The organism is Caballeronia sp. NK8, assembly GCF_018408855.1.
Lineage (GTDB): Bacteria > Pseudomonadota > Gammaproteobacteria > Burkholderiales > Burkholderiaceae > Caballeronia.
Map to the genome: position 1 here is coordinate 601,219 of NZ_AP024323.1, position 23,152 is coordinate 624,370.

Below are 23,152 nucleotides of genomic sequence, written 5' to 3' on the forward strand. Positions count from 1 at the left end.
AGGAGACGGCGATGAAAATAGGTTTTGTCGGCCTGGGTCACATGGGCGGTCCGATGGCCGCCAATCTGCTGAAGGCGGGGCACGCGGTCACGGCGTTCGATCTCGTGCCCGCCGCGCTCGACGCGGCGAAGGCGGCGGGCGCGACGCTCGCCGCGTCGCCGCGCGCGGCGGCGGAGGGCGCGGAAGTCGTTATCACGATGCTGCCCGCGGCGCAACACGTGAAGGCGGTTTATTTGAACGATGACGGCGTGCTCGCGGGCGTCGCGAAGGGCATTCCGCTCGTCGACAGCAGCACGATCGATCCCGCCACGGCGAGGCTCATCGGCGAAGCGGCGGGAAAGCAGGGCAATCCGTTCGCGGATGCGCCGGTCTCGGGCGGCGTCGTCGGCGCGCAGGCGGGCACGCTGACCTTCATGGTCGGCGCGGACGAAGCGCTCTTCGAAACGTTGCGCCCGGTGCTGTCCGGCATGGGCAAGAATATGGTGCGATGCGGCGAAACCGGCACAGGCCAGATCGCGAAGATCTGCAATAACCTGTTATTGGGGATTTCCATGATCGGCGTCGCCGAAGCGATGAAACTCGGCGAAACGCTCGGCATCGATCCGACGAAACTCGCGAGCATCGTCAATACCTCCACTGGACGTTGCTGGAGTTCGGATACGTGTAATCCCTATCCGGGTATTGTCGAAACCGCGCCTGCGTCGCGCGGTTATTCGGGTGGCTTCGGCGCGGATCTTATGTTGAAGGATCTGGGTCTCGCCGTCGATGCCGCGCGCGGCGCGAAACAGCCGGTTTTCATGGGCGCGCTGGCACAGCAGTTGTATCAGTCGATGAGTCAGCAGGGCCTCGGCGAACTCGATTTTTCTGGCATTATCAAGCTGTACGCAAAGCAACAATCCGGCCAATAAGGAATCGAACGACATAATCATTCGGCACGCACGCGCGTGCCGAATTGAGGGCCGTAATAACTGCTTTATTCAGTTGCACTGCACAACGCGTCGCGGCAATCCTTAATGGGCGTGATCATCGGGAATACGATGATTCGCTTTCCCGAAAATTGTCCTATTCTGAAAGCACGACGCCCGTCTGTCGTTCAAAAAAAGAACGCTCCCGGTTGCGCCACCGTGCTGGTAGAACGCCCGTCGTCTTCGGGCAATCAGATGAGGAGTACGCGATGCAAGTAACACGTCACTTAAATATGGAACTGCGGCACGCCACGGTGCCGACTTATATCGCCAGCTATTTCTTCCCGTTGCTCCTATTGGCATACGAAGTCTGGCGAGTGGGGTCATGGGTTGCGGTGAACGGCTTCAACTTCATGAACTTTAATGCGATGGGTTATGAGTTCGCATTGATGATCGCCGTGTTCTGCATGCAGATCATCGTGGAAATCGCATTCCTCGCAGGCGCTGTGCTGACGAAGCACAAGGACGTCGGCCACAGGCTGGCGAATCTGTCGCTGGGTCTGTTCTGTTCGATGGTGGTGCTGGGTTTCGACCTTGCACTGCAATATGGATTGAGCGGAAGCTGATCAGTAACGGTTTGCTTATCTGATTCGAAAGATGAAACGCCGGTTGCGAAACCGGCGTTTTCTTTTTTCTAGCAACCCGCTGCACTCGCCAGAGCGGGCGGCGTCTCAGACCGCTCTTCGTAGCTTTTTCTGTCCGCGTCCTTCAACGCGCTGCGCAAGCCTTCTTCCACCACCGGATGATAGAAAGGCAGCTTGAGCGTTTCGTCCAGCGTGAGTTCGAGTTGCACCGCCCAGGCGAGCAGATGGCCGATATGCTCCATCGCCGGGCCGCAACCTTGCGCACCGCGCAGCTTGCCGGTTTTCGCGTCCGCATAGACATGCAGCAGCCCGCGATTCTGCCGCATCACGCGGCTGCGTCCCTGATTCTCGAATGATGCTTCGCCCGTCACCGTCATCTGCTTGTCGAGATCGTCGTAGGACGCGCCGACCATCACCACCTGCGGCTCGCTGAACACGATCGCGAAGGGCACCTTGCGCTTGACCGCCTGCACGTCGGGAAAGCGCGCGGCGTTGTCGCCGGCGAGCTTGCCTTCGTCGGCGGCGTCGTGCAGCCAGGGCCGCGTGCCGTCGCAATCGCCGGCGATGAAAACCGCGCTATGGCCGCATTGCATCGTGGTTTCGTCGAAGAGCGGCACACCCTTTTCGTTCAGTTCGATGCCGGCCTTGTCGAGCGCGAGCGGCTCCAGATTCGGCGCGCGGCCCGTCGCGGCGAGCACGAGATCGACGCGTTCGACGTGCTTCCGGCCATCCGGCGACGTGAAGCGCAGCGTCGGCTGGCCGTCCTCGAGCGACATTTCGTCGAACTTCGCGTCGGGATCGAAATAGAACTCGTCGGCCAGCGCGGCGGCGAGCGCATCGCGCACGGGTTTGTCGGTGAGCGACGCGACATGGCCGCCTTTGCCGAACATGAAGATCTCGACATCGAGGCGCGCGAGCGCTTGTCCGAGTTCCAGCGCGATCGGCCCCGCGCCGAACACGGCGATGCGTCTGGGCAGCGTGCGCAGCTCGAACAGTTCGTCGCTCGTGATGAGCCTGTCGCCGAACACTTTCAGTTGATCGGGCACGGCCGGCGCCGCGCCCGTCGCGATCACGACGCGCTTCGCTTCGATGCGCGTATCCTCGCCGACGACGAGCCGCGTCGGCGCTTCGAAGCGCGCCTGTCCGCGCAGAATCAAGCCGGCGGGAAGCGCTTCGACTTCTTCGAGCACGCCCTTGACGAAGTGATCGCGTTCGCGCCGCACGTAGTCGAGCACATGCGCGTAATTCGCTTCGAGCGCGTGCGTGCCTTCGATGCCGCGCGGCCCGAGCGCGCGGGCATCGTGCAAGCCATTGGCTGCCGCGAGCAGCAACTTCGACGGCATGCAGCCGACGCGCGCGCAGGTCGTGCCCAGTTCGCCGCCCTCGATCAGCACCGCATTCGCGCCCGCGAGCCGCGCCGCGCGAAACGCGGCCATGCCGGCCGTGCCCGCGCCGATCACGGCAACGTCCACCTTGAGTTCGTTCATTCGATCGCCTCAGCGGCCCGTCAGCCCTTGATACACCTCCGCGTATCTGAGGGCCGCGGCTTCCCAGCTGAAGCGCTGATTCATCGCGCGTTTGACGACGGCCTTCCAGTCGGTGCGCCGCGCCTTCAGGGCGAACGCGCGCCGGATCGCGCCGACGATGCCCGCGCGGTCGAAGGTATCGAACACGAAGCCGGTCGCGAGTTCGTCGGCGAGATTTTCGAGCGAGCTGTCGACGACGGTATCGGCCAGCCCGCCCACGCGATGCACGAGCGGCAGCGCGCCGTACGCGAGCGCGTAGAGTTGCGTGAGCCCGCATGGCTCGAAGCGCGACGGCACCATCACGATATCGCTGCCGGCGATGATCGAATGCGACAGCGTCTCGTCAAACCCGAGTTCGACCGCGACCGCGCCCGGATGCGCCGCCGCCGCGTTCTTCATGCCGGTTTCGAGCGCCGGATCACCGGTGCCGAGCACGACGAGCTGTCCGCCGCGCTGGACGATATCGGGCACGACCGACAGCAGCAGATCGAGCCCTTTCTGTTCGGTCAGCCGGCTGACGACGCCGAAGAGCAGGGCGTCGTCGTCGCGCGCGAGTCCCATGCGCTCCTGCAGCGCGGCCTTGCACTTCGACTTGCCCGCGACTTTCGACGCGGTGTATGTCGCCGGGATGGATTCATCGACCGACGGGCTCCAGATCGAATAATCGACGCCGTTCAGAATGCCGGTGATTTCGTGGGTGCGCGTCTGCAGCAGGCCATGCAGCCCCGCGCCGTGCGCCTGCGTCTGGATCTCGCGCGCGTAGGTCGGACTTACCGTCGTGATGCGGTCGGCGTAGTAGAGGCCCGCCTTGAGGAACGACACATGACCGTAGAACTCCACGCCTTCGACCGCGTAGAAGTCGCCCGGCAATTGCAGCGCACCGAACTCCGACGCCGCGAAGGTGCCCTGATACGCGAGGTTATGCACGGTCATCACGCTGGCGATGCGCGGCGTGCCGCCGCGCTCGAACGCGCGCAGATACGCGGGCGCGAGTCCCGCGTGCCAGTCGTGCGCGTGCACGATATGCGGCTTCCACGCCGGATCGGCGCCCGTGGCGATGCGCGCCGCGGCCCACCCGAGCAGCGCGAAGCGGCGGTCGTTATCGGCATAGGGGCGATGCGCGGCATCGAGATAGGGATTGCCGGGACGGTCGTAGAACACGTCCGCGCGCACCACGTAGACCACCACGCCGTGCGGCTGCAACACACCGCGTTCGAGTCTCACGGTCCCCGCGCCGAACGCGCCGCCCAGATCGGCGACGGGTTCGAGGTCCGTGAGCCCCGCCAGCACGGCGGGAAAGCCCGGCAGCACGACGCGCGCGTCCGTGCCCAGTTGCGATTGCGCGGGCGGCAGCGCGCCGACTACATCGGCGAGGCCGCCGGTTTTCAACAGCGGAAACATTTCTGCTGCGGCATGCAGCACGCATACGGTCATCGGCGCTCCCGTCGACTGGTTTTGTGGGGCCGGCGCGTCTAACGCTGGGACAGACGCGCCAGGGCGTCGCGCGTGATGAGCGTCACGCCCGACTCCGTGCGGAAGAAGCGCGCGGCGTCGTCGTCCGGGTCCTCGCCCACCACGAGCCCTTCGGGCACCGTGCAGCCCCGGTCGATCACGACGCGTTGCAGGCGGCAACTCGGCCCGACGGTCACCTGAGGCAACAAGACTGCCTCATTGATGTTACAGAACGAGTGCACCCGCACCGCCGACGAAAACACCGACTTCGACACCTGCGATCCCGAAATCACGCAGCCGCCGCAGACCAGCAGATTGGTGATCGCACCTTGCTGGCCGTTCAGGTCGCGCACGAACTTGCCGGGCGGCAATTGCTCCTGATTCGTCCAGATCGGCCATTTGCGGTCGTAGAGATCGAGTTCCGGAATCGTCGAGGCCAGATCGAGATTCGCGGACCAGTACGCGTCGACGGTGCCGACGTCGCGCCAGTACGCGGGCGCGTCCGGATCGCTGCTCGAGGTCACGCACGACATGCCGAACGGATGCGCGATGGCCTTGCCCGTCGTGACGACGCGCGGAATGATGTCCTTGCCGAAGTCGTGATCCGTGTTCGACGTCTCGATGTTCTCCTGCAGCATCTCGTAGAGATACTTCGCGCTGAACACGTAGATGCCCATGCTCGCGAGCGCCACGTCCGGCTTGCCGGGCATCGCGGGCGGATCGGCGGGCTTTTCGAGGAAGTCGGTCACGCGGCGGTTTTCATCGACGTGCATGACGCCGAACGCCACCGCGTCCATGCGCGGCACCTCGATGCAGCCGACCGTGCAGTCCGCGCCGCTCTCGACGTGGTCGAGCACCATGCGCGTGTAGTCCATCTTGTAGATGTGATCGCCCGCCAGCACGACGACGAACTCCGCGCCGATCGAGCGGACGATGTCGAGGTTCTGATACACGGCGTCGGCGGTGCCGCGATACCAGCTCGAATCGACGCGCTGCTGCGCCGGCCAGATATCGATGAACTCGTTGAACTCGCCGCGCAGGAAGCCCCAGCCGCGCTGCAGATGGCGGATGAGCGAGTGCGCCTTGTATTGCGTGACGACGGCGATGCGGCGGATGCCGGAATTGAGGCAGTTGGACAGCGCGAAATCGATGATGCGGTACTTGCCGCCGAAGTGGACGGCCGGCTTGACGCGCTTGTCGGTGAGCGGGCCGAGACGGGTGCCGCGCCCGCCGGCGAGAACGATTGCGAGGGTCGACTTTTGCAAATCGGTGCGATTCTTAAGCGTCTCCATGTCAGCCTCCTGATTTGACCTGCGACTATTGATGTCTTGCCGTGTATTCGTCCTCGTATGCCTTCCATGTATGCGTGACTGGAGCATTATCCGGCGCGTATTCGAATCCGTGTGCTGAAGTCGGCCGTTTTTTTGTGGATGACAACGTGAGCAAGCCGCGTGCCGATCGCGCACGAGCGTGCTGCGCACACGGTGTGATGGCATCGCGGGTGTTGCGCTCGCGCGACCTTTTCGGACTTCTGTCGATCTCGCGGCGCGATTCAGCGCGTTCCCGCAATTTATATCGAACGGCCCATGCCGCAGTGCGTCGAGGCACGGCACAATACGAGGCAGGCGCAGCACCAGCGCGCCCGCGCGCGGCGTCCACCGGCGTTCTTCGCCGGGCGGCCGCCGCGCTGCGCTGCACGACCTTCTCGCACGACAAGCGCGCGACAAACGTTTCACCTGACCGGACACGATCAATCGGGAATCAGAAGATGAACAACGTCCTGAGCATTCAGTCGCATGTGGTGTTCGGCCATGCGGGCAACAGCGCAGCGGTTTTTCCGATGCGGCGTCTCGGCGTCAATGTCTGGCCGCTCAACACGGTGCAGTTCTCCAATCACACGCAGTACGGCCGCTGGACCGGAAGCGCGTTCGACGCCGACGAGTTGCAGAACGTGATCGAGGGCATCGGCGCGATCGGTGTGCTCGGGCGCTGCAATGCGGTGCTTTCGGGTTATCTCGGTGCGCCGGAGCAGGGCCGCGCGGTCGTCGAGATCGTGAAGATGGTGAAGGCCGTGAACCCGCGCGCGCTGTTTTTCTGCGATCCGGTCATGGGTCAGACGGGCGGCTGCACGGTCGCGTCCGGCATCGAGGATTTCCTCGTCACAACGATGCCCGAAGTCGCCGACGCATTGATGCCCAATCACGTCGAACTGGAAAAGCTCGTCGGACGCCCGATCGAAACGGTGGAGGAAGCCGTCGATGCGTGCCGCGAAGTGATCGGGCGCGGCCCACGCACGGTGCTCGTGAAGCATCTGCTCGATCGCAACAGCCGCGCCGACACCTTCAACATGCTCGCCGTGTCGCCCAATGAGGCGTGGTTCGCGCAACGTCCGCTGTATCCGTTCGCGCGGCAGCCGGTCGGCGTCGGCGACCTGACGAGCGCCGTGTTCGTCGCGCGCACGCTGTTGGGCGACTCGATGCGCAACGCGCTCGAGCATACGCTCGCGGCGGTCAATGCCGTAGTCAAGGCGACTTATGACGCCGGACGCTACGAGCTGGAAATCGTCGCGTCGCAGGACGAGATCGCGAAGCCGACCGACCGTTTCCCCGCGATCCGCGTGACCGGCACGGAGATCGTCAGGGGCGGCTAACCCGCCTCCGTCTGCTCGTCCGCTTCCATCAGGCCGAAGCGCCAGGACAGACGCCGCGTCGCCGCGAGCAGCGCGCGGGCGAGCGGGCCATCGGCGGCGCTGTCGAAGCCGCCCGCCGAACCGATCAGCGCGATCACGAGGCACACGCTGCCGGTGTGATCGAACACCGGCGCGGCCAGCGTGTGGATGCCGGGCACCGGCGCGCCGAGCGCCGTATCGAGACCGTGCGCCCTGATTTCATCGAGCCGTTCGCGGAACACGGTGTCGGCTGCCGCGTCCGGCTGCGCGCCCGCGAGCCGGATGCCGTCCTGCGCCATCAGGCTCGCTAGCATCTCGGCGGGAAGATACGCGGCGTACACACGCCCTATGGCGGTATTGACGAGCGACATCGCCGTGCCGATGCGCAAGCTCACGTGCTGCGGCCGCGCCGATTCCTCCAGCCGGATCACGGTCGGGCCGAGCGGTCCGAGCGCGGCCGCGGCGACCGTCATCGACGTGCTCGCAGCCAGCGCGACGATTTCCGCTTCGGCGTCGCGAATCGGCGAAAGGCGTTGCAGTGCGATGAGCCCGAGCTCGCGGCTCAGCGGGCCTGCGTGGAACAGGCCTGCGTCGTCGCGCGCGAGCAGCCCGACCTTCACGAGACTCACCAGATGCGCGAACGCTTTCGCCGGCGGCATGCCGGCCGCGGCCGCGAGATCGCGCAGCGTGAGCGGCTCGCCCGCCGCGACCAGCGCGCGCAACAGATCACCGGTCGCGTCGAGCGCATTGATGCCGCGCTGCGGCTTGGCGTCTTCCTCGAACATCGTCATGAAAGCAGTCCGGTGATATCGCGCGCGGCGTCTTGCAACGCCCGGGCGAGCGGGCCGTCCCAGTCGACGGCGCACAGGCCCGTCGGGCCGATGGCGGTCAGCGCGAGCTGCATGCGGCGCGCGCCGTCGAACACCGGCACGCACATGCTGCTGACGCCGGGGCTCGGCGCATCGACGCTGCGTTCGATGCCGCGCGCACGGATCTCGTCGATGCGCGCGGCCATGCCGGGCGCGTCGGCTTCCTGCTGATGCGCGAGCATCGCGGCGACGCGCGATGCATCGTCGAACGCGCGGAACACGCGTCCCGTCGAGGTCGCGGAGAGCGACATCACCGTGCCCACGTGCAGATTCACATGCAGCGGATGCCCGCCGCGCTCGTAGCGCACGATGGTCGGCCCCTGCGGCCCGGCGACGCTGACCGCGACGCTCATGCCCGTCGCGAGCGCCAGCGCCGAAACACGCGGCGCAGCCGCACGATACGCGGGCTGATGTTCTAGATTCAATAGACCGAGCCTGAGCGAAAGCGGACCCGGTTCGTAATTGCCGGTGAGCGCGTCGCGCTTGACGAGCCCGAGACGCGTGAGGCTCACGAGATAGGTGTGCGCCTGCGCCGTCGACAGGCTGGCCGCATCGGCGAGCGCGCTCAACGCGAGCGGCTCGCGGCGCGCGGCGAGCGCATCGAGCAGCCGCGCGCCGACTTCGACGCTCTGAATGCCGCGCTGCTTTTTCTCTTCTGGCGTGGCAGGAACGGGACGAGCCAAGAGGACTCCGCGAACGAAAAAAGTGAATGTTAGCCGAGCAGGAATCATCAGATGAAGCGATTCGGTATTTACCCGTAATTTGCAAATAGCAAGCGAGCTTGCTGTTGACAAAAATCAGCCTCAAGCCGATCATCCACCCATCCCCACGAGAATGGAAGCGAGACACGACCATGGCAAAGGCATTTGCATCGCAGGCCGATCTGGAAGAGAAGAAGATCACTTTCACGCAACTCTCCGAGAACGCCTACGCGTACACGGCGGAGGGAGACCCGAACTCCGGCGTGATCATCGGCGACGACGGCGTGCTGATCGTCGATACGACCGCCACGCCCGCGATGGCGCAGGATCTCATCGCGAAAATCCGCAGCGTCACCGACAAGCCGATCAAATACGTCGTGCTGTCGCATTACCACGCGGTGCGCGTGCTCGGCGCGTCGGCGTATTTCGCGGAAGGCGCGCAGCAGGTCATCGCGAGCCGCGGCACGTATGAAATGATCGTCGAGCGCGGCGAGCAGGACATGAAATCGGAGATCGAGCGCTTTCCGCGCCTGTTCGCCGGCGTCGAGACGGTGCCGGGCCTCACGTGGCCGACGCTCGTCTTCGAAAAGGAAATCACGCTCTTTCTCGGCAAGCTCGAAGTGAAGATCGCGCATCTCGGCGCGGGTCACACGAAGGGCGACACGGTCGTGTGGCTGCCGTCGCAGAAGGTGCTGTTCTCGGGCGATCTCGTCGAATACGACGCCGCCTGCTACTGCGGCGATGCGCAACTCGCGCAATGGCCCGCGACGCTCGAAGCGCTGCGCGCGCTGAAGGCCGACAAGCTCGTGCCGGGCCGTGGCCCCGCGCTGCTTTCGCCTGAGGAAGTGGACAAGGGTCTCGACTACACGAAGGACTTCGTCACGACGCTGCTTCAGGCAGGCAAGGACGCCGTCGCCGAAAAGCTCGATCTGAAGGGCTCGATGGCGCTCACGCGCAAGTCGATGGACCCGAAGTTCGGCCACGTCTTCATCTACGAACACTGCCTGCCGTTCGACGTGTCGCGCGCCTATGACGAGGCGAGCGGCATCAGCCATCCGCGCATCTGGACGGCCGAGCGCGACAAGGACATGTGGGCCGCATTGCAGGACTGACGCTCATCTCTCGCGGCGCGTGCTGAAACGCGCCGCTCCTTCATCTCTTCAGGCAAAAAGGCGCGCTCAAGACGCCGGCCTTCTCACGCCCATCTGGAGCGAGACATGTCGAAGTCGATCAGCACGGCGGCGCTCAGCCCGAGCGCCGTCGGGGAAGCGCACGCCTTGTCCGACGATGCGCTGCTGCGCAAAGTCGCGTGGCGCATCATTCCGTTTCTGTTCCTGTGTTACGTGGTGTCGTTTCTCGACCGGATCAATATCGGTTTCGCGCAATTGCAGATGAAGCACGATCTCGGCTTTTCCGACGCCATGTACGGTCTGGGCGCCGCCGTGTTCTATGTCGGCTACGTGCTGTTCGAGGTGCCGAGCAATCTGCTGCTGGCGAAGTTCGGCGCGCGCCGCACGTTCACGCGCATCATGCTGCTGTGGGGCGCGGCGTCGGTGGGCATGATGTTCGTTTCGACGCCGGGGCATTTCTATCTGCTGCGCTTTCTGCTCGGCGTGTTCGAGGCGGGGTTCTTTCCCGGCATCGTGCTGTATCTGACCTACTGGTTTCCGGCGCAACGGCGCGCAGGGGTGATGTCGGTGTTCTTCGCGGGCGTCGCCGTGGCGGGCGTGTTCGGCGGACTGGTGTCCGGCTGGATCATGCGCGACATGGCGGGCGTCATGGGCCTGTTCGGCTGGCAGTGGATGTTCGCGATCGAAGGCGCGCCGGCTGTGCTGCTCGGCCTGATCGCGTTGCGCCTGCTCGTCGATGCGCCGCGCGATGCCCGCTGGCTCACGCAAGCCGAACAGGACCGGCTCGTCGCGCTGTGCGTGCAAACGGGCGATAACGCCAGTTCGCACGATCGCCGCGGCCTGCTCGACGCACTGCGCAACCCGCGCGTCTATCTCTTCGCGTTCATCTATTTTTCGCTGACTTGCGCATCGCTGACGCTGAGCTTCTGGATGCCGCTGATGATCCGCGACTTCGGCATCACCGACGTGATGTCCGTCAGCCTCTATACCGTCGTGCCGAACGCGATCGGCGCGGTCGGGCTGATTCTGATCGCGCGCCATTCGGATCGCGTCGCCGAGCGGCGCAAGCACTTCGCGTGCTGCACGTTCGGCGGCGGAATCGCGCTCGCGGCGCTCACGCTGCATTTCCCGAGCTTTCCGCTGATGCTCGCGATTCTCTCGCTTGCCGCGACGCTGATTTTCGCCGCGCTGCCGATCTTCTGGGCCGTGCCCGCGAGCCATCTGCCGGGCAAGACGGCGGCGGCGGGCATCGCGTTCATCAGCAGTATCGGGATCACGAGCGGCATCGTGAGTCCTTGGGTGATCGGCCAGATTCGCACCGCGACGGGCAGCATGGATCTCGCCGTGCACCTGCTTTCGTTGCTGCTCTTCGCGAGCGGCGCCGCGCTGATGTTCGGGTTGCGCGGCGATCCTTCGTCAACGGCAAGCGCTCACTGAGGCACGGCGGCGGCGGCCGCCATCGCCTTGAAGTTTTCGGGTGTCGCGAAGGCGAGATATTCGGCCTGCATTTCGGGTGTGAGGAATTCGAGCATGGTCGAGTTTTCGATCCAGAACTCGATCACGTGAAAGAAGTTGGCGCCGCGCATGCAGCGCACCGCGCGCCAGCCCTCGCGTTCGCCGATCGCGATGACTTCCTCGCTGCTCAGCCTCGTCGCGATGGCCATGTGGAACGCGCTGTACTGCGGGCGCTTGAACGTGTCCGCGCCGTAGCTCACGCTGTCTTCGTGACCGCCGCCCGGCGTGATCACCTGGTCGCTCGGATACACCTCGATGATGCTGCCGCGATCGTCGCCCGCGACGGCCATCCACGCGTCGGGGAACGGAGAGAAGGGCGCGGCGAAGCCGTCCCACAGTTCGGCCAGCACATGCGCGACATGCTTCGGATCGTTGGCGGGGATGGAGGCGTGGAAGATCATCGCTGTATGCTCCGGTGGACGTGGGAGGGCGGTGCGTCGATGTCGATTCGCAGTGCTATTGTGTGCCCGGATTCTTCCAGAGTGTATTGATATGAGTGTTTTCAAACGCGTCAGGAGTCAGCGCTAATCCGACAAACCTCGACGGCTCCGACTCAGCGCGCCGACGCGAACGCGCCGATATCCGCCGTCAACCGCGTCGCATCGCTCAGAAAGATGCCGTGCGGCGCGCCTTCGTAGACGAGCAGCCGCGCGTTCGGAATCAGGCGCGCGGTGCGTTGCGAGGTCAGTTCCAGCGGATTGGACACATCGCGGTCGCCTTGCACGATGAGCGTCGGCACGTCGATATCGCGCAATTCATTGCGGAAATCGCCGTGGTTCACCGTTTCGTTGCATGCAAATAGCGCCTGATGCGACGTGCGCAAGGCCATTTCCCGGATCCAGTCGATCATCGCCTGCGACGCACCTGGCCCGGCAAACGGCCGCGCATTCTCGGCGAGCCATTGCGGATAGTCCGTCAGCAAATCCTGTTGAAAGGAGTCGGCATAGACGCGGTCGATGCCATCGGGATTGTCCGGCGTCTTCGCGAGCATCGGCAAGGTCGACGCGACCAGCACGAGGCGCGCGACGCGCGTGCTGCCGTGACGCGTCATATAGCGCACGGCTTCGGCGCCGCCCATCGAATAGCCGACCAGCGTGATGTCGGACAGTTCGAGCGCGTCGATGAGGGCGGCGAGATCGCCGGCGAGGGTGTCGTAGTCGTAGCCGCCGCCCGGATCGCTCGACCGGCCGTGGCCGCGCCGGTCGTACGCGATGCAACGAAAGCCCGCGCGCGTGAGCGGCAGCATCTGATACGCCCACATGTCGCCCGGCAGCGAATAGCTGGGGACGAACACGATGGTGTTGCCATTGCCGGTTGCTCCTTCCGGTTGCCAGTCGCGATAAAACAGCTCGACGCCGTCGGTGGTTGCGATGAAACCCGGGCGGGCGATCTCTGCGTTGGGGCGTTGTCGATTCACGGGCATGTCCGTCTCCTTGTCGATGAACAGTGTGACTGCATCGTCGCAGGAGGATGTGAGCGGGACAATTACGTCGGAGGTAAAGGAGGGGGTTGCCGAATGGCGCTGATAAGATCGACTTTGCCGGCAAACGATAAGGAGACCGGTGCCATATGCAATCGCGGATTCGATTTGGGTGAGTAGTACGGAATGCGAGAAGAGCGAATATTCTCAACAATCAATTTCCTCCGGAGTGCTTCGCTTTTCGGAAGGGTCTTACCGTTGGTCGAGTCTCCTCTGCGCCTTATTGCTATAAACTCAGCGAACACTTCATATATCGGTTGCCCGAATCATCCATGTCTTTCGAGCCATCCGCGTCGCGGCCGGCCGCGCAGGCGGACATGAGCTTGTCGAATGCGGATCGAGCCCTGTCCTTCGCACTCGAACTTCGCCGCTCAGCCGACTGGCCTGCGCTCGAACGTTTCTGCCGCGAAGCATTGCAGCGCTTCCCGCGCGATTACGAACTGCGCTGGCAATTGAGCCATTGCCTTTGGCGACGTCATGACAGCGTGGCGTCTGAAACCGTCATGCGCGAGGCCGCCTTGCATCATCCCGACGACGGCCGCGTGACCGGCGCAATCGCGATGTATCTGATGGAGCAATCGCGTTTCGACGAGGCTGACGCGATGTATCACGCGGCGCTCGCACAGTCGCCGGATGAAAAGTGGCTCGCTGTCGATCTCGCCGATCTGGAGCTGCGCCGGGGCATGTGGCGCACGGGCTGGGCGCGTTTCGATCGCCGGCTGGGCGGCTCGGCGCATGGCGAGAACGGCGTCGTCGCGCGCATGGAACGGGTCGGGCCGCGCTGGCGCGGTCAGCCGCTCGATGGCAAGCGTGTCGTGGTCTACAGCGAACTTGGCCTCGGCGACGATATTCAGTTCGTGCGCTACTTTCCGCGGTTCGCGGAAAGCGTGCGGAGAAACGGCGGCGAGGCGCGGCTGGCGGTGCGCGCGGATCTGTATCCGCTGATCCGGCGTTTCGTGCCGGATTGCGTCGCGCTCGAAGGATATGATTTCGGCACGGTCGATTACACCGTGGGCATGATGAGCATGCCGCTGTGGATCGGGCTGTTGCCGCATCAGGTGGAAGGCCGCGCGTATCTCGACGCCGCGCCGGAGCGCGTCGACATGTGGCGGCGCGTGCTGGCGTCGGATGGCGGGAATGCGCTGCGTGTCGGCCTCGTGTGGGCAGGCAGCCCGACGCATCGTCGCGATTCACAGCGCAGCATGCCCATCGATGCACTTGCGCCGCTCTGGCATTTGCCGAACGTCGCGTTTTATCCGGTCGCGCCGGGCCGCGAAGCCGACATCGCCGCGATGCGCTCGGCCGGCGCACGCATCGCCAACATTCCGGAATACCGCGAGCAGTTTCATGATTCGGCGGCGTTCGTCAGCGCGCTCGACGTGCTGGTGACCATCGACAGCTCGCCGTTGCATCTCGGGGGCGCGCTCGGCAAGCCAGTGCTCGCGATGATCGATTGCGCGTCGCACTGGTGCTGGGGCGAAGACGAAACGCAGCCGTGGTACGACTCGGTGCGGCTCGTGCGCCAGCGCGCGCCGGGCGATTGGGCGCCGGTGGTGGACCGCGTCGGCGCGGCGCTGTCCGGGTGGCTCGTCGGACGCGCCGCGCAAGAAGATCAGCAGGCGTCCGAGCCCGTCAGTCGCGGATAACCGGGCTGGCTCGAATCGATCGTCGTCACGCACGCGCCGTCGCTCAGTTCGAGCGGACTGTCGATGTCGCGCTTCGAGCCGTCTTTCATCTGCACGCTGTAGCGGTAGATCTTCGTCATCTGCTCCGGACTTTTCTGGAACAGGCTCGTCAGATCGAAGCCGAGGCCCACGCCGGCGCCGCCGCCATTCCAGCCATTGCCGCCGATCCCGCCGCCGCCCACGCCGAGCGTCGGTCCGGAAGACGCCGCCGCCGGGGTCGACACCGTTGTCAGATATTGCTTGCCGACGATGCGCCCGGACGCGAGCGTGCCGTCCGCCGGCAATGGCGCCGGTGCGCCCGGTCCGGTCGCGCATGCCGCGAGCATGGCCAGTGCGATGGCGGCGACGCCTGCTCGCGCCGCGCGTTGAATTGTTTTTTGATCCGATTTCATTCCAGGCCTCTTGCGTGCGCCTGCACGCGTTTCATGGGCCCTCTAAGCGAGCGCGACGATTATCGAGCGCGCTCACGCCGGCGCGGTCGCCACCGTGGCGAAAAAACGCCGCCCTGAAAAGGACGGCGCTTGTCGGCGATACGCTTTGAAACCTGCGGTCCGGCGCGCTTCACGAGGGATGCAAATGCGCGGCCGGAATCATGAACGAACGCGCGTCGGGATTGAACCAGATTGGTCTGATTCATTCCGCGACGTATGGCACAGCGCCGTCAGTCCTTCAGCAGATACGCGACGATCGCGTCGCAGACGCGGCCGAACATCTGCGTGCCGGTGACCGTCGTACAGCCGCGCGCGCGGGCCGCTTCGATGAACGGCGTGAGCGGCGGCTTGGTCACCACGTCGCCGACGAAAGTCGTCGCGGGCAGGCGCGAGACGTCTATCGGCAACGGATCGCCGGAACGCATGCCCGCCGGCGACGCATTCACGATGAGGTCGTAGCTTTCCGCAGGCGCATCGTCGGCGACGCTCACCGCGCCGCGGCCGAGCGCAGCCAGACGCGAGGCGAGGGCGCCGGTGCGCGCGGCATCGAAATCGGCGATCGCGAGCGACGCGACGCCCGCATCGACGAGCGCGTGACCGATCGCCGATCCCGCGCCGCCCGCGCCGATCAGCAGTGCGCGCTTGCCCTTCGGCTCGCAGCCCGCGTCGCGCAACGCCGCGACCATGCCGATGCCGTCCGATGCGCCGCCGTGCCACGTGCCGTCGGCGTTGCGCTTGAGCATGTTGACCGCGCCGAGAAACGCGCCTTCGTCGGTCAGCGACTTGCAGTGCGCAGTCGCGCTGAATTTGTGCGGCACGGTGATGATCACGCCGTCGCAGTTCTGCAGGGGCGCGATGCCCGCGAAGAACGCATCCAGATTGCCGGGCGCGACGTGCGCCGGAATCACAATCGCGTCGCGGCCCGCCGCGCGCAGCGCCGCCGTGACGCCGGCTGGCGAGCGCACCTGCGCGATCGGATCGCCGACGATGAAGTACACGCGGGTTGCGCCGCTCAAGCCCGCATCCAGCGATGCGGAAAAGGAAGTGTCCTGCGCCATGCTTCGATTGCCTCCGTGAATGTCGATTTAATGAATGCTAATTGAAAATGGAACAGCATTCAAGAAAATTGATTCCTTGTTTAAGAGGCAACTAACCGTCGATTTATTTAGCGTACACGAACAGCAAAACCGAAAAAAGCGTCAGCAAGGAGCGCCTCCAGGTCTCACAGCGGTTCAGATTCGTGCGCGGCCGGATTCACGCCCGCCGCCGCGAGCGCTTCGTGGAGCGTGTCGAACACGTTTTGCGCACCGAGCACGCGGGTCAGCCCGTGCCGGTCCATATCGCTGCGCAGAAAACGATTGACGCGACCGAACAGCACCGCGACGCCGCGCCCACGCAGTGACTCGATCAGCTCGCCGATCGTACGCGCGGCGGAGTAATCCAGATCGGTGATCGCGCCCGCATCGACGACGACATGGCGCAGTCCATCAGAAGCCGTATCGACGAGTTGCTGCACTTCCGCGACGAACAGATGGTCGTTCGCATAGAACAGATCCGCGCCGAAGCGGTAGACGATCAGGTCCGGCGCGGTCATCGCACCTGGCTGCGTCGGCATGAAGCGCCAGGGTTTGCCGGGCGCGACGGGCGTGAGCACCATCGTGTGCGGATGATAGCTGTGGCGCACGTGCCGCAGCAGCGACAGCGCGACCGCGAGCAGAATACCGTGCTCCACGCCCATCAGCACGACCGCGCCGGCCGTGACGAGCGCGAGCGTGAACTCGCCCGGACTTTCGGCGCGGATGTCCTTCAGGCTTTGCACATTCACGAGGCCGATCGCGATCGTGAACACGATGGCCGCCAGCACGCAATGTGGCAGATAGCGCAGATAGCCGCTCAGAAACAACAGCACGATCGCGACGACCGCGGCGAAAACGATCTGTCCGAACTGGCTGCGCGTACCGGCGCGCTCGGCCATCGCGGTCTGCGTCGGGCTGCCGTTGACGACGAACGTGCCGCTTACCGCAGCCGCCGCGTTCGCCGCCGCGAGGCCGAGAATGTCGCTGTTGGTATCCACATCCTCGTGATATTGCTGCGCGAACACGCGCGCTGCCGCCGCGCTCTGCGCGATGATCATCACGAAGCACGACGCCGCCACCGGCATGAGATCGAGACACTGCTGCCAGGTGACATCGGGGAAGCGGATCGCGGGCAGGCCGCCATCGATTGGACCCAGCACCGAAATCCCGTGCGCGGCGAAATCGAAAGCCTTGCTCGCGGCGATGCTGCCGATGACAGCGACGAGCGGCATCGGCAGGCGAGGCGCGAAGCGCTTGCAGGCCAGAATGGCGACGATCACGAGCAACGCGAGCCCGAGCGTCAGTCCATGCGCGCGCGTCACATGCCCGATCACATACACGAACTGGGCGACGCTGCGCGACGATGGATAGGGCACGGTCATGCCGAACAGATCGCCGAGCATCGCGATCGACACCTGCACGCCGACGCCCGCGAGAAAACCCGTCAGCACCGTGCGCGACAGAAAGTCGGCCAGAAAACCGAGCTTGAAAAGGCGCGCGAGCAGCAGGAGCGCGGCGGTCTGCAACGCGACCATGCCCGCGAGCGCGACGTACTCGGGGCTGCCCATCGCGGCCATCGACGAGACCTTGCTCGCGAAGATGGTCGCCGTCGCGGAATCGGCGGCGACGACGAGATGCCGCGACGCGCCGAACAGCGCGAACGCGAGGAGCGGCAGGAACGCGGTGTACAGCCCCGTGACCGCGGGCATGCCGGCGATGCGCGCATAGCCGAGCACTTGCGGAATATCCATCGACGCGAGCGAGATGCCGGCGAGCGCATCGCGCAGGGCCGCTCGCCGGTTGATCGGCAGGATGCCTTTGAGAAATCGTGTGCTCGCCGACGGGCTTCGAGTCGAGTCTTGCATGCGTGGCGCCGTGTCCCTGGACAAAGCGCATCGTGCCCTATCTATCGATAGAACGCCACGGTTTGCCGCAATCCGTCGATGAGCGGCGTCCTCGGCAGATCCGGAAGCATGCGGGCGAGCGCGGGATCGTCGGGGAAGGATGTCGCGATGGGCAAGGGCGCGCCCGCCGCATCGATGCGCGCGGCGGGCGCGATCGTCTTCAGCGTGTCGATGACGCTGTGCATCGGCGTGATGTCGCCCGCGAGCGTGAACGCGTGCGCGCCGTCGAAATCGCGTGCGAGCGCGAGTTCGTAGGCCGCGGCGACGTCATCGGCGTAGACGAGGCCGGTCGCGCCGGTGAACGGAATCGTGTACGGCTCGCCGCGCGCGGCCGCGCGGCATGCAAGGCTCGGCCCCGCGCTCGAACCGGTTTCGCGCCCCGCGCCATACACGACGAGCGGCCGAAAGCCGATGCTCGCGATCCCGCGATCGTGCCAGTACGCGCGCGCCGACCCCTCGCACGCCAGCTTGAACGCGCCGTAGTGCGTCACGGGATGAGGCGTCGCGCCATCGTCGGGGCCGAAGACGCCGGCGCTGCTCGCATACAGCACCGAGCGCAAACCGCACGCGATGGCCGCATCGAACACGTTCAGCGTGCCCATCAGGTTGATGCGCGCGCCGCGCACCGGATCGGCGGCGCAGGCCGGCGTGAGAATCCCGGCGAGATGGATGACGGCGTCGCAGCCATCGAGCGCGCTCGCGACATCGCGCGCTTCTCCGATATCGCCGACGCGCCATTGCACGTTATCGGCATGCTCGGGCGCGAGCGCGCGCAGGAGCCGCACGTCCTCGCGCACGTCGAATGCGCGTATCTGCATGCCGCGTGCGAGCAGACGCCGCATCACCCACGCCGCCAGAAAACCGCTTCCACCTGTCACCAGCACTCGCATGTCCTTTCCTCCGTTCGTCTCGAAAATAGTTGATCCACGCTGCATTTCTGGAATACTATTCCAATATCAAAGCAAGTTCTACAGCAAACACGAGTTTCGAATCGTCGGAGGAACGGCGGAGCGAGACGGAACGAAGCGGCACGGAGCGGACGAATGGTGGAGACACTGGACAATCTAGGGCAGAACGAAATTTTCGATGTCGTGGTGGTCGGCGCGGGCGGCGCGGGCATGTCGGCGGCGCTCGTCGCGGCGATCGACGGCGCGCGCGTGTTGCTGGTCGAAGCCACCGAATACGTCGGCGGCACGACGGCGTTTTCGGCGGGCACGACATGGATTCCCGGATCGATGCACGCGGCGGGCGTCAATCGCGACGATACCGCCGCGAACGCCGAAGGTTTTCTGAATCGCGCGGTCGGCGAGCGCAGCAGCGCCGCGATGCGCCGCGCGTTCCTCGATGCGGGTCCGAAAGCGGTCGCGCATATCGAAGCGAATTCCGATGTGAAATACCGCGCGCGGCCGTTTCATCCGGATTATTTGTCGGAAGTCGAAGGCTCGACGTTGCGTGGCCGCGCGCTCGAGCCGCTGCCGTTCGACGGCCGCAAGCTCGGCCGCGAATTCGCGCTGATCCGTCCGCCGCTTCCCGAATTCACGGTGCTTGGCGGCATGATGGTGGACCGTGACGACGTAGGGCACCTGCTCAACATGACGAAGTCGTTCGGGTCGTTCGCTCACGCGATGAAACTGCTCGCGCGTCACGCGCGCGACCGCATGAATTCGCCGCGCGGCACCCGGCTCGTGATGGGAAACGCGCTGATCGGACGGTTGCTGTACACGCTGCTGCAGCGCGGCGTCACGATTCTGACGGGCACGAAGGTCGAAGCGCTGCATCGTGGCGCGAACGGAATCGAAGCCGTGACGCTCAGCCACGTCAACACGCGACGGCGCATCGGCGTGAACGGCGGCGTGATTCTCGCGAGCGGCGGCTTCAATCGGCATCCGCAGCGTCGCGCGGCGATGTTGCCCGGCGCCGATCCGGCCTGGTGCCCCGGCGCGCCCGGCCACACCGGCAGCGCGCAGGATCTCGCGCTGGGTGTGGGCGCGCGTTTCGGCGAGGGCGCGCTGTCGAACGCATTCTGGGCGCCGGTCTCGGTGCGCAAGCGCGCCGACGGCACCACTGCCGTATTTCCGCACTTCATCATGGATCGCGGCAAGCCGGGCATGATCACCGTCGATAAGACGGGCAAGCGCTTTCTGAACGAGAACACCTCATATCACCTGTTCGGCATCGCGATGCAGCGGGCGAACGAATCGACGCCTTCGGTGCCCGCATATCTCGTTACGGATGCCGAAGGATTGCGCAAGTACGGCCTCGGCATGGTGCGGCCGGGCGGCCGTGGCCTCGCGCCGTTCCTCGCCGATGGCTATCTCGTCGAAGGCCGCACGCTCGACGAACTGGCGGCCAGGCTCGGCATCGACAAGACCGGTCTCGCCGATAGCGTCGCGCGCATCAATCGTTATGCGCAAACTGGCGTCGATGCGGATTTTCAGCGCGGCACGACCGACTATCAGAATGCCAACGGCGATGCCAACTGGACCGGCCCGAACAAGTGCCTCGGTCCGATCGGCCAGGCGCCGTTTTACGCGGTGCGACTCTATCCGGGCGATATCGGCGCGGCAACCGGCCTCGTCACCGACACCGATGCACGCGTGCTCGATCGCGACGATCAGCCGATCGCCGGTCTCTACGCCTGCGGCAACGACATGCAGTCGGTGATGGGCGGCGTCTATCCGGGTCCGGGCATCACGCTGGGTCCGGGTCTCGCGTTCGGCTATCTGGCGGCGCGGCATGCGGTGGCGCGTGGCCAGACATCTCACGAAGCGTTCACGCTGCCCGTCGATCTTCATACGCCCGAGCACGCCCGATGAAGCACGAACCGATTCTCGAATGCGATGTCCTCGTGCTGGGTTCCGGCGCGGGCGGTCTGTCGACGGCCGTGACGGCCGCGACGCAGGGCTTGTCCGTGCTCGTCTGCGAGAAGGAAGACGTGTTCGGCGGCACGACCGCGTGGTCGGGCGGCTGGATGTGGATTCCGCGCAATCCGCTCGCGACGCGCGCGGGCATCGTCGAAGATGAAAGCGTGCCGCGCACGTATCTGAAGAGCGAACTCGGCGCGCACTTCGACGCCGCGAAGGCCGATGCGCTCATCGAGCAGGGTCCGCGCATGATCGAATTCTTCGAGCGCAATACGTCGATGCGCTTCATCGACGGCAACCGCGTTCCCGATTTCCACACGACGCAAGGCGCGGCGACGGGCGGCCGCTCCGTCTGCGCGATGCCGTTCGACGGGCGCGCGCTCGGTCCGCTGATCGGCAAATTGCGCCCGCCGCTGGCCGAAGTGACCGTCAAGGGCATGGCGATCGCGTCGGGACAGGACCTCGCGCATTTCCTGAACGCGACGCGCAGCGCGAAATCGGCGTGGCACGTGACGAAGCGCTTCGCCGCGTTCGCGTGGCATCTGCTGCGTTATCGACGCTCGATGCATCTCGTGAACGGCAACGCGCTCGTCGCGCGTTTGCTCAAGTCGGCGGCGGATCGCGGCGTCGATCTGCGTACCGGCGCGCGCGCGGTGTCGCTCACGCGCGAGGCGGATCGCGTGACGGGCGCGCGCGTCGAGATCGACGGCGTGATGCATGTGGTGCGCGCGCGGCGCGGCGTCGTGCTCGCGTGCGGCGGCTATCCGCACGACGCGGCGCGCCAGGCTGAAACCTTTCCCTACACGCCGCACTGGTCGGCAGCGCCGAAGAGCAATACCGGCGATGGCATTCGCCTCGGCGAAGCGGCCGGCGGGCATTTCGATGCCGCGCTCGAAGCGCCCGCCGCGTGGGCGCCGGTATCGCTCGTGCCGAAGAGCGACGGCGCGCCGGTCGCGTTTCCGCATCTGATCGAGCGCGCGAAGCCGGGCGTGATCGCCGTGACGCGCGCGGGCCGGCGCTTCACCAACGAGGCGTCGTCGTATTACGACTTCATCTCCGCGCTGATCGGCACGACGGCGAAGGGCGAGGAAGCGTGCGCGTGGCTCGTCTGCGATCACCGGTTTCAGCGGCGCTATGGGCTCGGCTTCGCAAAGCCGTTTCCGTTTCCGCTCGGGCCTTATGAACGTTCGGGCTATCTGAAATCCGCGCCGACGCTCGAAGCGCTGGCGCAGCAATGCGGCATCGATGCGCGCGGCCTCGCCGATACCGTCGCCGCGTACAACACCTATGCGAAAGACGGCTTCGATCCGCAATTCCACAAAGGCTCGACGCCCTACAACCGCGTGCAGGGCGATGCATCGCACGGGCCGAATCCGTGCCTCGCGCCGATCGCCGACGGTCCGTTTCACGCGGTGAAGGTCGTGCCTGGCAGCCTCGGCACGTTCGCCGGTTTGTCGACGGATGCGCGCGCCCGCGTGCTCGACGCATCGCGCGCGCCGATTCCCGGCCTCTTCGCGGTCGGCAACGACGGCGCGAGCATGATGGGCGGACATTACCCCGCCGGCGGCATCACGCTCGGCCCCGCGATGACCTTCGGCTATCTCGCGGGTCTCGAACTGGCTGAACCGCCGCGCGAAAGCAGCATTACGAATCTCTCCAACTTCAAACAGGCAAGGACTCTGCAATGACTCTGTACGACACAGTCACGTTGACGGTGAAGATCGGCGCGAACGCGCAGGTCTTCGAGAACATCAAGGCGAGCGGCGACGCGGCCGGCTCGAAGCTGCTCGGCTGCTGGTATTCGGACATCGGCGCGCTCGGCCGCGTGATGGTGCTGCGCGGCTTCGAATCGGAAGCGGCGCTGATCGGCGAGCGCCGGCGTCTGCTGCTGGAAGGCAATCCGTTCGGCTGCGGCGAATTCATCACCGATGTCGAAGTGAACAGCTACGCACTTTTCCCGTTCCTGCCGCCGATCGAACCGGCCGTGCACGGCGGCATCTACGAGATGCGCGTCTACGGCACGAAGCTCGCGAGCCTGCAACATACGATCGACGCGTGGCAGAACGCCGTGCCGGAGCGCACGAAGCGCTCGCCGCTCATCGGCGCGATGTACGCGCTCGACGGCACCGTGCCGCGCTTTCTCAACATTTGGCCGTACCAGAGCGTCGACGAACGCTCGCGCATTCGCGCCGAAGCCGTGAAGGACGGCATCTGGCCGCCGAAGGGCGGACCGGCCCATCTGACGACGATGGAATCGACCATCTACGTGCCCGCGCCGTTCTCGCCGCTGCGCTAACCGGAG

Annotated in this window: 18 protein-coding genes and 1 pseudogene; 9 read left to right on the forward strand and 10 right to left on the reverse strand. The window is 65.4% G+C overall.

What is annotated here, in order from left to right:
• Positions 1 to 11: 11 nt before the first annotated feature.
• Together mmsB and NK8_RS17435 are read left to right on the forward strand one after the other, a co-directional pair.
• Complete coding sequence (gene mmsB, locus NK8_RS17430) at positions 12 to 908, forward strand: 3-hydroxyisobutyrate dehydrogenase (RefSeq protein WP_213230227.1); 897 nt, start codon at positions 12 to 14, stop codon at positions 906 to 908.
• Between the two features lie 266 nt (positions 909 to 1,174).
• Positions 1,175 to 1,531, forward strand: a complete 357-nt coding sequence (locus NK8_RS17435) for a hypothetical protein (RefSeq protein WP_061174351.1) — start codon at positions 1,175 to 1,177, stop codon at positions 1,529 to 1,531.
• A gap of 68 nt (positions 1,532 to 1,599) precedes the next feature.
• Here NK8_RS17435 and NK8_RS17440 read toward each other — a convergent pair whose 3' ends face one another.
• Genes NK8_RS17440 through glgC form a run of 3 tightly spaced genes read right to left on the reverse strand, consistent with a single transcriptional unit; the run spans position 1,600 to position 5,819 of the window.
• Complete coding sequence (locus NK8_RS17440; RefSeq protein ID WP_213230229.1) at positions 1,600 to 3,036, reverse strand: dihydrolipoyl dehydrogenase; 1,437 nt, start codon at positions 3,034 to 3,036, stop codon at positions 1,600 to 1,602.
• A gap of 9 nt (positions 3,037 to 3,045) precedes the next feature.
• A complete protein-coding gene (gene glgA / locus NK8_RS17445) occupies positions 3,046 to 4,509 on the reverse strand; it encodes a glycogen synthase GlgA (RefSeq protein WP_213230230.1) in 1,464 nt (487 codons plus the stop codon).
• A 38-nt stretch (positions 4,510 to 4,547) separates the two neighbouring features.
• A complete protein-coding gene (gene glgC, locus NK8_RS17450; RefSeq protein WP_061174348.1) occupies positions 4,548 to 5,819 on the reverse strand; it encodes a glucose-1-phosphate adenylyltransferase in 1,272 nt (423 codons plus the stop codon).
• Between the two features lie 476 nt (positions 5,820 to 6,295).
• Between glgC and pdxY the strand changes: the two genes are divergently transcribed.
• Positions 6,296 to 7,177 carry a pyridoxal kinase PdxY gene (pdxY, locus tag NK8_RS17455; RefSeq protein WP_162067356.1) on the forward strand — a complete coding sequence of 294 codons (882 nt, stop codon included), beginning with the start codon at positions 6,296 to 6,298 and terminating at the stop codon, positions 7,175 to 7,177.
• Here pdxY and NK8_RS42810 read toward each other — a convergent pair.
• Positions 7,174 to 8,747, reverse strand: a pseudogene (locus tag NK8_RS42810) (IclR family transcriptional regulator). The gene pdxY and the pseudogene NK8_RS42810 sit on opposite strands and share 4 nt — an antisense overlap.
• Before the next feature lie 170 nt (positions 8,748 to 8,917).
• Here NK8_RS42810 and NK8_RS17470 point away from each other — a divergent pair.
• Entirely contained in the window at positions 8,918 to 9,877 is a 960-nt protein-coding gene (locus NK8_RS17470) for an MBL fold metallo-hydrolase (RefSeq protein ID WP_061174345.1), read from the forward strand.
• Between the two features lie 105 nt (positions 9,878 to 9,982).
• Positions 9,983 to 11,332, forward strand: coding sequence for an MFS transporter (locus NK8_RS17475; protein WP_213230233.1), 1,350 nt, complete (start codon positions 9,983 to 9,985; stop codon positions 11,330 to 11,332).
• On the opposite strand, the gene NK8_RS17480 is transcribed toward NK8_RS17475, so the two are convergent.
• Positions 11,326 to 11,811 (reverse strand): hypothetical protein, encoded by a 486-nt coding sequence (locus NK8_RS17480; protein WP_213230234.1) that lies wholly within the window; start codon positions 11,809 to 11,811, stop codon positions 11,326 to 11,328. The genes NK8_RS17475 and NK8_RS17480 overlap by 7 nt on opposite strands.
• A 152-nt stretch (positions 11,812 to 11,963) precedes the next feature.
• The gene (locus NK8_RS17485; RefSeq protein ID WP_213230235.1) at positions 11,964 to 12,833 is read right to left on the reverse strand and encodes an alpha/beta fold hydrolase; all 870 of its coding nucleotides are present in this window, start codon (positions 12,831 to 12,833) and stop codon (positions 11,964 to 11,966) included.
• Between the two features lie 329 nt (positions 12,834 to 13,162).
• Between NK8_RS17485 and NK8_RS17490 the strand changes: the two genes are divergently transcribed.
• Positions 13,163 to 14,536, forward strand: a complete 1,374-nt coding sequence (locus NK8_RS17490) for a M48 family metallopeptidase (RefSeq protein WP_225936322.1) — start codon at positions 13,163 to 13,165, stop codon at positions 14,534 to 14,536.
• Here the strand turns inward: NK8_RS17490 and NK8_RS17495 are convergent.
• From NK8_RS17495 to NK8_RS17510, 4 genes are all read right to left on the reverse strand, one after another.
• Positions 14,503 to 14,967: a hypothetical protein gene (locus NK8_RS17495; protein WP_213230237.1), complete on the reverse strand. Its 465-nt coding sequence runs from the start codon at positions 14,965 to 14,967 to the stop codon at positions 14,503 to 14,505. The genes NK8_RS17490 and NK8_RS17495 overlap by 34 nt on opposite strands.
• A 269-nt stretch (positions 14,968 to 15,236) precedes the next feature.
• The gene (locus tag NK8_RS17500) at positions 15,237 to 16,064 is read right to left on the reverse strand and encodes a shikimate dehydrogenase (protein ID WP_213230239.1); all 828 of its coding nucleotides are present in this window, start codon (positions 16,062 to 16,064) and stop codon (positions 15,237 to 15,239) included.
• A gap of 164 nt (positions 16,065 to 16,228) precedes the next feature.
• Positions 16,229 to 17,947 (reverse strand): SulP family inorganic anion transporter, encoded by a 1,719-nt coding sequence (locus NK8_RS17505; protein ID WP_213230240.1) that lies wholly within the window; start codon positions 17,945 to 17,947, stop codon positions 16,229 to 16,231.
• Positions 17,948 to 17,988: 41 nt separating this feature from the next.
• Positions 17,989 to 18,876: an NAD(P)-dependent oxidoreductase gene (locus NK8_RS17510; RefSeq protein WP_213230242.1), complete on the reverse strand. Its 888-nt coding sequence runs from the start codon at positions 18,874 to 18,876 to the stop codon at positions 17,989 to 17,991.
• 153 nt (positions 18,877 to 19,029) lie between these two features.
• On the opposite strand from NK8_RS17510, the gene NK8_RS17515 reads away from it, so the two are divergent.
• The 3 genes from NK8_RS17515 to NK8_RS17525 are packed head-to-tail and all read left to right on the forward strand — an operon-like array spanning position 19,030 to position 23,146.
• On the forward strand, positions 19,030 to 20,802 hold the full coding sequence (locus tag NK8_RS17515; RefSeq protein WP_213230244.1) for an FAD-dependent oxidoreductase: 1,773 nt from the start codon (positions 19,030 to 19,032) through the stop codon (positions 20,800 to 20,802).
• The gene (locus NK8_RS17520; RefSeq protein ID WP_213230246.1) at positions 20,799 to 22,538 is read left to right on the forward strand and encodes an FAD-dependent oxidoreductase; all 1,740 of its coding nucleotides are present in this window, start codon (positions 20,799 to 20,801) and stop codon (positions 22,536 to 22,538) included. The genes NK8_RS17515 and NK8_RS17520 overlap by 4 nt, the downstream gene beginning before the upstream one ends.
• A complete protein-coding gene (locus NK8_RS17525; RefSeq protein WP_213230248.1) occupies positions 22,535 to 23,146 on the forward strand; it encodes an NIPSNAP family protein in 612 nt (203 codons plus the stop codon). Before NK8_RS17520 ends, NK8_RS17525 begins: the two co-directional genes overlap by 4 nt.
• Positions 23,147 to 23,152 lie beyond the last annotated feature (6 nt).